Origin of the sequence: Bradyrhizobium vignae (genome assembly GCF_004114425.1) — a bacterium.
Lineage (GTDB): Bacteria > Pseudomonadota > Alphaproteobacteria > Rhizobiales > Xanthobacteraceae > Bradyrhizobium > Bradyrhizobium vignae.
In genome coordinates this window covers 233159-246874 of record NZ_RDQF01000003.1, presented here as the reverse complement: position 1 = coordinate 246874, position 13716 = coordinate 233159, and the positions used below count along the sequence as shown (strand labels likewise).

Sequence of the window (13716 nt, the reverse complement as noted above, 5' to 3'; positions counted from 1 at the left end):
ACGTATTTATTTTACATCCCAACCATCCGGCATTCCCGATGACCTCAGGCGAATCCTTCTATGGCGGCATTCCCGTCTTCCGGGGCTTCACCAGCCTGATGGATCCTGCGCTCTATTCGCCGCTGCCGGACGACTGGAGCATCGGTGTTGCCGACATCGTCGATTCGACCAAGGCGATCGCGGCGCAACGGTACAAGGCGGTGAATATGGCCGGCGCGGCGGTGATCGCGGCGGTGACCAACGCGCTGGGAGGGCGCGAATTCCCCTTCGTGTTCGGCGGCGACGGCGCGAGCTTCGCGGTCGCGCCGGACGATATCGAACTTGCTCGCGAGGCACTGGCTGCGACCGCGACCTGGGTGCGGGAAGATCTCGATCTGACCATGCGCGTCGCACTGGTGCCGGTCGGCGTCATTCGCGCTCAAGGCCTTGACGTGCGCGTCGCCCGGTTCGGGCCGTCGGCAAACCTGTCCTATGCGATGTTCTCAGGCGGCGGGCTTGCCTGGGCCGATGCCGCGATGAAGCGCGGCGAGTTTGCGGTCACGGAGGCGCCCGCCGGCACGCAACCGGACCTCTCCGGACTATCGTGCCGGTTCGAGGTGATGCCGGCTGCGCGCGGCCTGATCCTGTCGGTGCTGGTGATGCCGGTGCGCGGCGTCGATCCGCACGCCTTCCGCAAGGTGATCGAGGACATCATCCATCTCGTCGAGCGTAGTCCGGAGGGCGGCCGCCCGGTGCCTCCGCAGGGGCCGCCGCTGAAATGGCCGCCGCAGGGGCTCGAGCTCGAAGCCCGCACCAAACGCGGCGGTCCGCTGCTCGCGCGCAGAGCCAGTGTGCTGGCCTATACGCTGTTCGCCTATCTGATCATGCGCTTCGACATCAAGATCGGCGGTTTCGTGCCGAGCCTCTACAAACGCCAGGTCGTCGAGAACTCGGACTTCCGCAAATATGACGACGGTCTGCGCATGATTCTCGACTGCACTCCGCAGCTCGAGCGCGCGCTGAGCGATCGCCTCGCGGCCGCCGCGCGCGACGGCATCGTGCGCTACGGCATCCATCAGCAGGATGCCGCGATGATGACCTGCTTCACGCCCTCGGCGCTGCGCAGCGACCATGTGCACTTCATCGACGGCGCGCAGGGCGGCTATGCCTCGGCGGCGACCGCGTTGAAGGCGATGACGGCAGCAAATTAGCGCCCCGCGCGGGTCCAGGTTTCACCGCCGCAGAGCGCGCCGACGCAGCCTTCGACCCGCAGCGAATCCGCGCCAGTCAGGCTGATACTGCTCGCATAGGTGCTGCCGTCATCGGCATTGTAGATCTGGCCCGCCCATTTGTTCGGTCCTGCGGGCTCCATGCCGCTGAACAACGGCAAGCCGATCATCGGACGCTTGGCGAGTCCGGGATTGGGATTCTTGCTGTCGGTGGCCGGCTGGCCGGTTGAGGTGTCATAGGGCTCGCGCAGCCACACGATATGGCCGCAGATGCCGCTGCCGCATTTGCTGATCTTGACGCGGGCATCACCCGCCTGGGTCAGCCAGGTCCCGTCGGCGCTCTGCGCGTGGGCAGCAGTCGTGCAGAACAGCGCGGCGAGGAGGACGATGAATGCAGCGAATCTGGCGTCATGGAAAGGCCCCGGAATGGAGCGCCTCCATAGCAGCCCGGCAGGATAGTGCAACGCTGGATGGAATCACTTTCCTGCGTCTATATACCCGCATTGATCTACCTGCGATCATTTGCCCCAGCGCACGAAGGCGACCGAGGCTGCGGTCGACAGCCCGAACACGACCATGGCGCCGCCGACTAGCGCGAACAGGGTCCAGGCCGGCGCCTGCGCCGTCATCAGGCCGGCGCCGCCGATCGCGACGATGAGAAGCCGGGCGGTGGACGCGAGCACGGGGCCGCCGACGCGTGCGGCGCCTTGCGAGGAGAAGTACAGCGACACGCCCATGCCGAAGAACACGAACGCCGGACCTGCCCAGTGGAAATAGCTGTGCGCGGCGGCGGTGACGCCGGGATCCCGCGTGAACAGCGCGACCCACAGCGACGGAGCAAGTGCGACGGCGAGGCCGATCAGGCCGACCGTGAGTCCGGAGGCCGCGGCGGCCGTCCAGGCCACATGCCGCGCGCGCGTCATATGTCCGGCGCCGATCGCCATACCGACCATCGGCACCGAGGCGATGCCGAAGGCGAAGGTGATCGGGATCAGCAAGAACTCCAGCCGCGATCCGATGCCGTAGCCTGCCAGCATCTCGGTGCCGAAGGTCGCGAGGATCTTCGTGAAGATCAGAATGGTGAGCACGGTCTGGAGCGGCGACAGGCAGGCCACCGCGCCGACCTTGAGAATGTCCAGGAACATCGCGCGTTCGAAATGGAAGGCGCGAAAATCGAGCTGCAATCGGCTGCGGCCGGACAAGAGATACCAGAGGAAGAAGATCGCGGCGCAGCTGAACGCGATCAGCTGGCCGCTCGCCACGCCCGGCATGCCGAATTGCGGCACGCCGAACAGGCCGAGCCCCAGCGTACCGCCAAGCGCGATCTGGAGCACGCTCGCCCCGATCAGCGTCATCGAGGGCAGGCGCATGTCCCCGGTGCCGCGGATCACCGAGGCCAGTGTATTGACGAGCCAGATCGCGACCGCGCCGGAGAACAACACCTGCGAATAGCCGCAGGCTTCCTCCAGCACGCGCTCGCGGCCGCCGAGCAGTGCGAAGAAGGAGCGGCCGAAGACGAGCATCATCACCGTGAAGAACAGCCCGCCACAGAGGCCGATGATGGCGGCATGCAGCGCCAGCGTCGCGGCGCGGTCGTGATTCCCCCCACCGAGCGCGCGGCTGATCGCCGACGATACGCCGCCGCCCATCGCGCCCGCACTCATCATCTGCGTCAGCATCGCAAACGGAAACACCAGCGCGATCGCGGCGAGCGGAATGGTGCCGAGCCGGCCGATATAGGAGGTCTCAGCAACGGCAACGAGCGTGCTGCCGACCATCGCGATCATGTTGGGGATCGCGAGCCGCAGCAGCGTCGGCAGGATCGGCGCGGTCAGAAGGCCGGCAATGGGTGAGACGACCGGCGCAACCGGCGGGACGGCATCTGCGGGGGCGTCGATCGTCATGTTCACCGCGCGGAAAATTAAATGATGATCAACATATTATAAGAGAATGAGGCGCCGGCGCAGCCCTGGCTCACGCAGGGCTCACCACGGCAGGCCGCATAGGTCGATGGTGCCCAGCGTCGGCGCGGACGATGTGGAAGACGTAAGGAGCCATGTAGGTGAACCGGATCCGCCCCTCCGGCTGCTCGCAATAGACCTCGCCGTTGAAGGGCAGCCAGCTCCGGGCCGCGTAGAAGGCGGCGTTGTGCGGCTCGCAGAACAGCAGGGCGAAACGGACCGCCTCGTTGGCGCGGATCGTATGTACCGCTGCCTCGAGAGCCGTGGTTGCATAGCCGCGGCCGCGCTGGTCTTCCCGCGTACAGACGCCGCCGATGCCGCCGATGTGAACCTTCTGTCCGTTCCAGGTGACGGTGCGGAAGTAGATGCCGACATGGCAGACGAGACCATCCTCGGGCGTCTCGATCAGCACGCGAAGGTCGGCATTGGCCCATTTGACGTGGCTCCAGGCCGGCTTCTCCGCTGCGTCCTGACCCCAGACCGCGCTGAGCAGCGGCTTTGCGATCGGCCACGACGCGTCGCCGTTCAAAATGTCGATCTCGATGCTCATGTCGTCCTTCACAGCTCTGCTTCGCGGCGCGTTTGTTCTGTCTTAAGCGCTTCAAAGGCAATGATATTTTTATGGCGAACCGCAGGTTTGATCGACAGCGGCCCGTTGCGACGAATTTGTGCATTCCGGGAAGGCCACCCCATCACGCCTTTTCGCAAATTCTGAGGTATTTAATGGCCGCGGAACCTTCTATAAGAGGTGACCGTTATAACTCGTTCCCCACCAGTTGCGGACAAGAACCCATGACCTTTACGCTGCCCCCACTCCCTTACGCCTATGACGCCCTCGGCCAGTACATGTCGAAGGAGACGCTGGAATATCACCACGACAAGCATCATCAGGCCTACGTCACCAACGGCAACAACGCGCTCAAGGGGACCGAATGGGAAGGCAAGTCCCTTGAAGAGATCGTCAAGGGCTCGTTCGGCAAGAATCCCGCAGTGTTCAACAATGCCGGCCAGCACTACAACCACATCCACTTCTGGAGCTGGATGAAACCCAATGGCGGCGGCACCAAGCTGCCGGGCAAGCTCGAGAAGAAGATCAACGAGGACCTCGGCGGCTTCGAGAAGTTCAAGGCCGACTTCCAGGCGGCCGGCGTCGGCCAGTTCGGCTCCGGCTGGTGCTGGCTCCAGGTCAAGAACGGCAAGCTCGAGATCTCCAAGACCCCGAACGGCGAGAATCCGCTGGTGCACGGCGCCACGCCGATCCTCGGTTGCGACGTCTGGGAGCACTCCTACTACATCGACTATCGCAACCGCCGGCCCGACTATCTCAAGGCATTCGTCGAGAACCTCGTGAACTGGGAATACGTGGAGTCCCTGTTCGAGAAGGCGTGAGTTCTCACCTCGTCATTCCGGGGCGATGCGCAGCATCGAACTATGCTGCGCAGTTGCGCACCTGAGAATCTCGAGATTCCGGGTTCGACTTCGCTGCCCCGGAATGGCAGAACAGAAGAAGGATAGAAAAAGGCGGTCGCTTACGCGGTCGCCTTTTTGCTGTGCGGAATTGCCCTGCGCGGCGCGCGCATGGGTCTGTCGTCACACCGTTTGCATCGGAGGCACGCCGCCCTTAATCAGGACGGGCATCACCCTCGAGCCGCTCCACACCCGTTGTCAGAACTTCCCCCGAAAGAACCGGCGCCTGCCGAGGACGCAGACTCCGAGCCGCGGCCAGGGCGTGTGCGCAAGCCGATCGGCTGGTCCACCATCATCATCGCGATCCTGGTGGCGGTGAGCGCGGTGCTGGTCTGGCGGCGTGACGGCGCCGACGGCGTTCTCGACATTCTCACTCACGATCTCTCGTTGTTCGGCGGCATCCTGCCGCGCGTGCTGGCAGGCTGCCTGCTTGGCGCCTTCATCTCCGAGATCCTGCCGCACGAAAAGGTCTCGCGCTCGCTCGGGCCGAAATCCGGTCTGATGGGCCTTCTGATCGGCACCGCCTTCGGCGCAATCCTGCCGGGAGGGCCCTTCACCGCCTATCCCGTCGCAAGCGCGCTGCTGGCGGTCGGCGCCGATTTCGGCGCCACCATTGCCATGGTCGTGAGCTGGACCCTGATCGGCTACGGCAGGGCGGTCGCCTGGGAAATCCCGATCATGGGCACCGATTTCACGCTGTGGCGGATCGTGATCTCGTTGCCGCTGCCGGTGCTCGCCGGCGCGCTCGGCCGCTTCGTCTATGTCAGGCTCTACCCGAAGCCGCTCGCGAAGGACGACGAGAATTGAGCGCCGCGCTGCTGATCGACATCTTGCTGTGGGGCTCGGTGCTCGGCGTCGGGCTGATCGCCTTCCGCCGCGGCCCTCCGGTGTTCAAGGCCTCGCTACGCGAAGGCTCGATGGACTTCATCAACATCGTGCCGCGGATCGCGCTGGGTGTGATCGGCTCCGGCTACATCGCCGCGATCATCCCGCAGGAGTTGATCACCGGCTGGCTCGGTCCGGACAGCAGCTGGCTCGGGGTCGCGACTGCCGTGCTGGCTGGCGCGGCCACGCCCGGCGGTCCCGTGATCGGCTTCTCCATCGGCACCGTGGCGCTGAAGTCGGGTGGCGGGGTGCCCCAGGTGGTCGCCTATGTCGTCGCCTGGGCGCTGTTCGCCTTCCAGCGGGTGATCTTGTGGGAAATACCGTTCATGCCGGCCCGCTTCGTCTGGTTCCGCTGCGCCGTCTCGGTGCCGTTCCCGTTCGTGGCGGCCGCCATCGCGATGTTGATCGGGAAGCCGTGAGGCGGGGAGCGAATCTCGAGATTCTCAGGTGCGCAACTGCGCACCATAATTCGGTGCTGCGCATCGCCCCGGAATGACGTTACCCGCCGTGGACAGGCGTAATGTTATAATATAACGTTCCGGGATGGTTCCCGCCGTGTCCCACGCCCACCAGCACGACCATGCTCATGGCCACTCCCATGACCACGCGCATTCGCATGGGCACGACCACACCCACGCCCATGTTCACGATGCGGCCTCGCCGCATCCGGCCCAGGCGGCGCCTTGGTCGATCCTGCGCATGACCATGGCGGGCCGTCTCGCGGCCGCGCTCGCCGTCTGCGCCGTGCTCTGGGGCATCGTCTTCCTGGCGATGAGGTGACCATGGCGGCGCTCCACTTTCACAACGTCACGCTCGGCTATGACCGGCATCCGGCCGTGCATCATCTCGGCGGCAAGATCGCTCTGGGGTCGCTGGTCGCCGTGATCGGCCCGAACGGTGCCGGCAAGTCGACGCTGCTGCGCGGCATCGTCGGCATCCTCAGGCCGCTCGACGGCAGCATCCATCTCGGCGGGCTCGACAGCAAAGATATCGCCTATCTGCCGCAAAGCGCGGAGATCGACCGCAGCTTTCCGATCTCGGTATTCGATTTCGTCAGCACCGGGCTGTGGCGCGCGGCCGGCCTGTTTGGCGGCATCGGCAAGGCCGCGCGCGACAAGATACTCCGGGCGATCGGGTCCGTTGGCCTCAACGGATTCGAGAACCGCCCGATCGGCACGCTCTCGGGCGGTCAGATGCAGCGCGTGCTGTTCGCGCGCGTGTTGCTCCAGGATGCGAGCCTGATCGTGCTCGATGAGCCCTTCAACGCCATCGACAGCAAGACCACGGCCGATCTGCTCGCCCTGGTCAAGCACTGGCACGCTGAGGGCCGCACGGTGCTCGCTGCGCTGCACGACCTGGAAATGGTGCGCAACCATTTCAGCGAGACGCTGGTGCTGGCACGGGGCCCAGTCGCGTGGGGCCCGACGGCAGAGGTGCTGACGCCGGAGAACCTGCTGGTCGCGATGCGGATGTGCGAAGCCTTTGACGACAGCGCCGCGGCCTGCGGCGAAGATGGGCGCTTCCAGGCGGCATGATCGCAGATGCTCTATGACGCGCTGATCGGTCCGTTCACCGAATTCGAGTTCATGCGGCGGGCGCTCGCCGCCGTGATCGCGCTGGCGCTGGCGGGCGCACCGATCGGCGTGTTCCTGATGCTGCGCCGGATGAGCCTCGTCGGCGATGCCATGGCGCATGCAATCCTGCCCGGCGCGGCCGTCGGATTCCTGCTGTCGGGCCTCAATCTGTTCGCGATGACGGCCGGCGGCCTGATTGCCGGCTTTGCCGTCGCGATCCTCGCCGGCGTGGTGGCGCGATCGACCGGGCTGAAGGAGGACGCGTCGCTGGCAACCTTCTATCTGGCCTCGCTCGCGCTGGGTGTCACCATCGTCTCGATCAAGGGCACCAATATCGACCTCTTGCACGTGCTGTTCGGCAACATCCTCGCAATGGATGATCAGACGCTGCTGGTGGTGGCCTTCAACGCCACGATCACGCTGCTGGTGCTGGCCGTGATCTACCGTCCGCTGGTGATCGAGAGCGTCGATCCCCTGTTCCTGCGCACCGTCAGCCGCGCCGGGGGGCCTGCGCATCTCGTCTTTCTCGCGCTCGTCGTCATCAATCTCGTCAATGGCTTTCAGGCGCTCGGCACGCTGCTTGCGGTCGGTCTCATGATATTGCCCGCCGGCATCGCGCGGTTCTGGTCCCGCGATCTCACCGCAATGATCTGCATCGCCGTCGTCGCTGCCGCGGTCTCGGGCTATGCGGGCCTCGTGCTGTCGTTCCAGACCCGTGTGCCGTCAGGCCCCGCGATCATCCTCGTGGCGACCGTGCTCTACGTGGTCTCCGTCCTGTTCGGGCGCGTCGGCGGTATCTTGCGGCAGCTGTTTCCCGGCCGGCATTTGGAAGCGTGACGATGCGACTGATCCTGTTCTGTGCGCTGTTGTCGATCGCCTCGCCGCTGCATGCCGCGGAGCGGCTCAATGTCGTTGCGAGCTTCTCGATTCTCGGTGATTTCGTCCGCAACGTCGGTGGTGACCGCATCAATCTGACGACGCTGGTCGGCGCCGACAGCGATGTCCACGTCTACACGCCTGCACCAAGCGATGCCAAGCGAGTCGCGGATGCAAAGCTCGTCATCGTCAACGGGCTTGGGCTGGAAGGTTGGCTGCCGCGCCTCGTTCAATCCGCGGGCAGCAAGGCTCAGGTAGTCACGGCAAGCGCCGGCATCGCGCCGCTTAAATTAGGCTCGGCCGCAGATCCCCACGCCTGGCAATCCATCCCCAACGCCAAGATCTACGTCGCCGACATCGCCAATGCGCTGGCCGCGGCTGCTCCGGATGACGCGGAATTCTTCCGCGCCCAGGCCAAGACCTATTTGGAAAGGCTCGAGGTCCTCGACCGTGAGGTCCGCGAGGCCGTGGCAAAAATCTCACCCGAACGACGCAAGGTGATCTCCACCCACGATGCGTTCGGCTATTTTTCCGCCGAATACGGTATCCAGTTCATCGCCCCCCTCGGCGTCTCAACGGAGACCGAACCGAGCGCGCGCGACATTGCGGCCATCGTTGGCCAGATCAAGGCCGCGAGGATCCCGGCCGTGTTCCTGGAAAATATCAGCGATGACCGCTTGATCCGGCGGATCGCGGCCGAGACCGGGGCAAAGGTCGGCGGGACCCTGATTTCGGACGGTTTGACCGGCGAAAAGGGGCCTGCACCCACTTACATTGACATGGTCAGGCACAATATAAAGGCCCTGACCAGCGCGCTTGACCACTAGGGCAGGGGCCACCCCGCCTCGCGTCGCGCGAAAAGCCTTGAAGTCCGGAGTTGTTATGTCTGAAGCGACGTCCCAAAAGATTCCCGTGACCGTCCTGACCGGCTATCTCGGTGCCGGCAAGACCACGCTCCTGAACCGCATCCTGTCCGAGAACCACGGCAAGAAATACGCCGTCATCGTCAACGAATTCGGCGAGATCGGCATCGACAACGACCTCATCATCGGCGCCGATGAGGAAGTGTTCGAGATGAACAATGGTTGCATCTGCTGCACCGTGCGCGGCGACCTCGTCCGCATCATGGACGGCCTGATGAAACGCAAGGGCAAGTTCGACGCCATCATCGTCGAGACCACCGGTCTTGCCGATCCGGCGCCCGTCGCCCAGACCTTCTTCGTCGACGAGGATGTGCAGAAGAACGCGCGGCTCGATGCGGTGGTCACGGTGGCCGACGCCAAGTGGCTGTCAGACCGGTTGAAGGACGCGCCAGAGGCCAAGAACCAGATCGCCTTTGCCGACGTGATCGTGCTGAACAAGACCGACCTCGTCAACAAGGGCGAGCTCGCCGAGGTCGAGGCCCGCATCCGCGGCATCAACCCCTATGCGAAACTCCACCGCACCGAGCGCTGCTCGGTGGCGCTGGCCGACGTGCTCGACCGCGGCGCCTTCGATCTCGACCGCATCCTCGACATCGAGCCGGATTTCCTGGAGGCCGACGATCACGACCATGATCATCACCATCATGACGGCCACGACCATCATCACCACCATGATCACGGTCACGGCCTGAAGCACTATCACGACGAGGACATGCAGTCGCTCTCGCTCAAGACCGACAAGCCGCTCGATCCCAACGTGTTCATGCCCTGGCTGCAGAACCTGGTGCAGGTCGAGGGCGGCAAGATCCTGCGCTCCAAGGGTATCCTCGCCTTCCACGACGATGACGACCGCTACGTCTTCCAGGGCGTCCACATGATGCTGGAGGGCAACCACCAGCGGAAGTGGAAGGAGGGCGAGCCGCGCGAGAGCCGCCTCGTCTTCATCGGCCGCGAATTGCCTGAGGAGGCGATCCGCAAGGGTTTCGAGAGCTGCATCGTCTCGTGATGAAAGAGTTCGCGCCACTCCCGGATTCCACCTCGATCGTCTCCGTCACCGACCGCGTCAAGCCTGTTGCGCTCGGCATGGCCGTGACCTCGGCGCATTTCCTTGGTCCTCGTGCCGCCTTCGTCGGCGGCGAGGAGAACGTCGCGTTCGTCGACGCCAAGGGTGAGATCACCAGGGTCGCAGTGCACAGCGGCGGCATTCTCTCGACTGCCTCCGACGGCAAGCGCCTCGTAATGGGCGGTGACGACGGCAAGGTCGTGTCGCTCGATGCCGAGGGCGAGGTGATGCTGCTCGCCACCGATCCCAAGCGGCGCTGGATCGACGCGGTGGCGCTGCACGCCGATGGCGCCTTCGCCTGGTCGGCCGGCAAGACGGCCACGGTCAAGAGCGGCAAGGCCGAGGAGAAGTCGATCGAAGTGCCATCGACCGTCGGCGGACTTGCCTTCGCGCCGAAGGGCCTGCGGCTCGCGATCGCGCATTACAACGGCGTGACGCTGTGGTTTCCGAACATGGCGGGATCGGCCGAATTCCTGCCCTGGGCCGGCTCGCATCACGGCGTCACCTTCAGCCCCGACAACAAGTTTCTCGTCACGGCGATGCACGAACCGGCGCTGCACGGCTGGCGGCTCGCCGATAGCAGGCACATGCGCATGACCGGCTATCCCGGTCGTGTCCGCTCGATGTCCTGGAGCGTGGGTGGCAAGGGGCTCGCGACTTCGGGCGCCGACACCGTCATCATATGGCCGTTCGGCAGCAAGGACGGTCCGATGGGCAAGGAGCCGGCGATGCTCGCCCCGCTACAGGCGCGCGTGTCCGTGGTCGCCTGCCATCCGAAGAACGACATCCTCGCCGCCGGCTACAGCGACGGCACCGTGCTGATGGTGCGGCTGGAGGATGGCGCGGAAATCCTGGTGCGCCGCAACGGCACGCCGCCGGTCGCCGCGCTTGCCTGGAACGCCAAAGGCACGCTGCTGGCTTTTGCCGATGAAAATGGGGACGGCGGCCTGCTGGAGCTTTAATCTGTCATGGTTCCCGCCATATAGGGAACCATGCGGTTTCTGACCACCTTCCAGCTTGCCGATTTTGCCGACACGCTGATCAGCCTGACCACGGCTTTCGTGCTGGGCACGCTGATCGGTGCCGAGCGCCAATACCGCCAGCGCACGGCGGGCCTGCGCACCAACGTGCTCGTTGCAGTCGGTGCCGCTGCGTTCGTCGATCTCGCCATGCATCTGGATGACGCCGATGGCGCGGTGCGCGTGATTTCCTATGTCGTCTCCGGCATCGGCTTTCTCGGCGCCGGTGTCATCATGAAGCAGGGCATGGACGTGCGCGGGCTCAACACCGCGGCGACACTGTGGGCCTCGGCCGCGGTCGGCTCCTGCGCCGGCGCCGACATGGTCGCGCAGGCCGCCGCTCTGACGGTGTTCGTCATCGCCGGCAACACCATGCTGCGCCCGCTGGTCAATGCCATCAACCGCATCCCGCTGAACGAGAAGGCGCTGGAGGCAACCTACTATTTCAAGCTCGCGGTTGCGACCGACGCTCTTCCGGATATGCGCGACCGGCTCGTCGAGAAGCTCGAGGCGGCGAAATATTCGGTGGCCGATATCGATGTGGTCGAAATCGGCGACGACATTCTGGAGATCGCGGCAAAGCTGGTCGCGAGCGCGGTCGACCCGAACGAGCTGAATGCGGTGGCCACCGATCTGCAGCATCTGCCGGGCGTGCGGCATGCGACCTGGGAGGTCAGCACGACGGAGTGAGGGGCGGCGGGTTGGGTTCCCCCTTGTTCGGTCCCGGAACCGGCGCGCCCCAGTTTCGTTGATCCCGTGGACAAAGGCGGTGATCGATATGCCCGGCCACGATGACAAGCGCAGACTGAAGCTCGATCTGGCAATCGCCGCTGCGCTGTTCGCAGCAGGCGTCGTGGTGTCGGTGATATCGCTCGCGCAAATCCGGGCCGAAAGCCGGACGGAACTGGCACAGGCGACGCCACCGCTCCAGGGCACCCCGTCCGACGATCAAGGCAAGACACCTGCGGAGTCCAAGCCCGGCGGCGACCGGCCAACCACGCCGGCGCCCGAACCGGCGCGGCCGGGCTCCGAGACGCAGGGCGCGGCGGGTGCCGCCAAGCCGGTGCTGCCGCCGGCTCCCGCGGAGAAGGTCGCGCCGCCGATTGAGAAGAAGTAGCGTCCCTCTCCACACTCGGTGTCATTGCCCGCGAAGGCGGGCAATCCAGTATTCCAGAGGCTGCAGTGCTGGAGCCGAGAAGCCACTGGAGCCCAGGTCAAGCCAGGGCATGACAGGAGTGTGTGAGGCGGAACGCCTCGCCCGCCTTACCGCACCAGAATATTCCGGAACTGCCAGGGATCGCTCGTATCGATATCTTCCGGAAACAGTCCCGGACGATCGGTCAGCGGCGTCCAGTCGGTGTAGAAACCCTTCACCGGGCCGAGATAGGGCAGCTGGATTTCCAAGAGGCGATCGAAGTCCATCTCGTCGGCTTCGACGATGCCTTCGTTCGGGTTCTCCAGCGCCCACACCATGCCGCCGAGCACGGCAGAGGTCACCTGCAGGCCGGTGGCGTTCTGATAGGGCGCGAGCTGGCGGGTCTCTTCGATGGAGAGCTGCGAGCCGTACCAATAGGCATTCTTGTCATGGCCGAACAGCAGCACGCCGAGCTCGTCGATGCCGTCGACGATCTCGTTCTCGTCGAGGATGTGATGCTTCTCCTGCATCTTTCCGGCGCGGCCGAACATTTCATGTAGCGACAGCACCGCATCGTCAGCCGGATGGTAGGCATAGTGGCAGGTCGGCCGATAGATCACCTTGCCCGACGCGTCGCGCACCGTGAAGTAATCGGCGATCGAGATCGACTCGTTGTGCGTGACGAGGAAGCCATATTGCGCGCCGCGGGTCGGGCACCAGGTGCGCACGCGCGTGTTGGCCCCGGGCTGCATCAGATAGATGGCGGCGCCGCAGCCGGCTTCGTGGGTGTGTGCATTCTCGGGCATCCATTTCTCATGGGTGCCCCAGCCGAGTTCGGATGGCTGCATGCCCTCGGACAGGAAACCTTCGACCGACCAGGTGTTGACGAAGACATCGGGCTCCTTCGGCTTCTTGGAGCGCTGGGTGTCTCGTTCGGCGATATGAATGCCCTTGATGCCGGCCTGCCGCATCAGATCCGCCCATTCGGCCTTGGTCTTCGGCCTGGGCGCATTGAGCTTCAGATCGGCGGCGACATTGAGCAGCGCCTGCTTGACGAAAAAGGAGACCATGCCGGGATTGGCGCCACAGCACGAGACCGCCGTCGTCGAGCCGGCGGGGCGGGCTTTCTTGGCGGCGAGCGTCACTTCGCGCAGGGCGTAGTTGGAGCGCGCTTCCGGGCCCTTCGAGGGATCGAAATAGAAGCCGAGCCAGGGCTCGTTGACGGTGTCGATGTAGAGAGCGCCGAGCTCGTTGCAGAGCTCCATGATGTCGGTCGAGCCGGTATCGACCGAGAGATTGACGCAAAAGCCCTGGCCGCCGCCCTCGGTGAGCAGCGGGGTCAGCACCTCGCGATAATTGTCCTTGGTCAGGCCCTTCTGGATGAAGCGGACGTTGTGCTTCTCGCAAAGCGCCTTGCGGCCCTCGTCCTTGGGGTCGAGCACGGTGATGCGCGACTTGTCGTAGTCGAGGTGCCGCTCGATCAACGGCAGCGTGCCTTTGCCAATGGAGCCGAAGCCGACCATGACGATGGGGCCGGTGATCTTCGCGTAGATCTGCGAGGCGGGGCTCATGGGATGGTTTCTCCAGAAAGTGCTGGCGGATAAA

Annotated in this window: 15 protein-coding genes and 1 pseudogene; 12 read left to right on the top strand and 4 right to left on the bottom strand. The window is 64.7% G+C overall.

All coding sequences use genetic code 11. The features are described from left to right. Window positions 1-38: 38 nt before the first annotated feature. Complete coding sequence (locus EAV90_RS04120) at window positions 39-1190, top strand: DUF3095 domain-containing protein (RefSeq protein WP_122400836.1); 1152 nt, start codon at window positions 39-41, stop codon at window positions 1188-1190. Here EAV90_RS04120 and EAV90_RS04115 read toward each other — a convergent pair. The 3 genes and pseudogenes from EAV90_RS04115 to EAV90_RS04105 all read right to left on the bottom strand — a co-directional run bounded on the left by EAV90_RS04115 (window position 1187) and on the right by EAV90_RS04105 (window position 3719). Further along, entirely contained in the window at window positions 1187-1597 is a 411-nt protein-coding gene (locus EAV90_RS04115; RefSeq protein WP_245509449.1) for a DUF2147 domain-containing protein, read from the bottom strand. The genes EAV90_RS04120 and EAV90_RS04115 overlap by 4 nt on opposite strands. Before the next feature lie 129 nt (window positions 1598-1726). Then, complete coding sequence (locus tag EAV90_RS04110; RefSeq protein WP_162500102.1) at window positions 1727-3112, bottom strand: MATE family efflux transporter; 1386 nt, start codon at window positions 3110-3112, stop codon at window positions 1727-1729. 81 nt (window positions 3113-3193) lie between these two features. Next, a pseudogene (locus tag EAV90_RS04105) lies at window positions 3194-3719 on the bottom strand (GNAT family N-acetyltransferase). Window positions 3720-3961: 242 nt separating this feature from the next. Between EAV90_RS04105 and EAV90_RS04100 the strand changes: the two are divergent. From EAV90_RS04100 to EAV90_RS39275, 11 genes are all read left to right on the top strand, one after another. Continuing rightward, window positions 3962-4558, top strand: coding sequence for a superoxide dismutase (locus EAV90_RS04100; protein ID WP_061024641.1), 597 nt, complete (start codon window positions 3962-3964; stop codon window positions 4556-4558). A 273-nt stretch (window positions 4559-4831) separates the two neighbouring features. Continuing rightward, window positions 4832-5443 carry a permease gene (locus EAV90_RS04095; RefSeq protein ID WP_162500103.1) on the top strand — a complete coding sequence of 204 codons (612 nt, stop codon included), beginning with the start codon at window positions 4832-4834 and terminating at the stop codon, window positions 5441-5443. After that, window positions 5440-5940 (top strand): hypothetical protein, encoded by a 501-nt coding sequence (locus EAV90_RS04090; protein WP_122400840.1) that lies wholly within the window; start codon window positions 5440-5442, stop codon window positions 5938-5940. Before EAV90_RS04095 ends, EAV90_RS04090 begins: the two co-directional genes overlap by 4 nt. Before the next feature lie 124 nt (window positions 5941-6064). Beyond that, complete coding sequence (locus EAV90_RS04085; protein WP_122400841.1) at window positions 6065-6301, top strand: hypothetical protein; 237 nt, start codon at window positions 6065-6067, stop codon at window positions 6299-6301. 2 nt (window positions 6302-6303) lie between these two features. Further along, window positions 6304-7056 (top strand): metal ABC transporter ATP-binding protein, encoded by a 753-nt coding sequence (locus tag EAV90_RS04080; RefSeq protein WP_162500104.1) that lies wholly within the window; start codon window positions 6304-6306, stop codon window positions 7054-7056. Between the two features lie 6 nt (window positions 7057-7062). Then, window positions 7063-7932 carry a metal ABC transporter permease gene (locus EAV90_RS04075; RefSeq protein WP_122400843.1) on the top strand — a complete coding sequence of 290 codons (870 nt, stop codon included), beginning with the start codon at window positions 7063-7065 and terminating at the stop codon, window positions 7930-7932. Window positions 7933-7934: 2 nt separating this feature from the next. Continuing rightward, window positions 7935-8798, top strand: coding sequence for a metal ABC transporter solute-binding protein, Zn/Mn family (locus tag EAV90_RS04070; RefSeq protein WP_122400844.1), 864 nt, complete (start codon window positions 7935-7937; stop codon window positions 8796-8798). A gap of 55 nt (window positions 8799-8853) precedes the next feature. Continuing rightward, the gene (locus EAV90_RS04065; RefSeq protein WP_122400845.1) at window positions 8854-9900 is read left to right on the top strand and encodes a CobW family GTP-binding protein; all 1047 of its coding nucleotides are present in this window, start codon (window positions 8854-8856) and stop codon (window positions 9898-9900) included. Then, window positions 9900-10919, top strand: coding sequence for a WD40 repeat domain-containing protein (locus EAV90_RS04060; protein WP_162500105.1), 1020 nt, complete (start codon window positions 9900-9902; stop codon window positions 10917-10919). Before EAV90_RS04065 ends, EAV90_RS04060 begins: the two co-directional genes overlap by 1 nt. Window positions 10920-10949: 30 nt before the next feature. Continuing rightward, window positions 10950-11666, top strand: coding sequence for an MgtC/SapB family protein (locus tag EAV90_RS04055; protein WP_122400847.1), 717 nt, complete (start codon window positions 10950-10952; stop codon window positions 11664-11666). 88 nt (window positions 11667-11754) lie between these two features. Then, entirely contained in the window at window positions 11755-12093 is a 339-nt protein-coding gene (locus EAV90_RS39275) for a hypothetical protein (protein ID WP_162500540.1), read from the top strand. A gap of 146 nt (window positions 12094-12239) precedes the next feature. On the opposite strand, the gene EAV90_RS04045 is transcribed toward EAV90_RS39275, so the two are convergent. Then, window positions 12240-13682: a homospermidine synthase gene (locus EAV90_RS04045; RefSeq protein ID WP_122400848.1), complete on the bottom strand. Its 1443-nt coding sequence runs from the start codon at window positions 13680-13682 to the stop codon at window positions 12240-12242. Window positions 13683-13716: the final 34 nt, after the last annotated feature.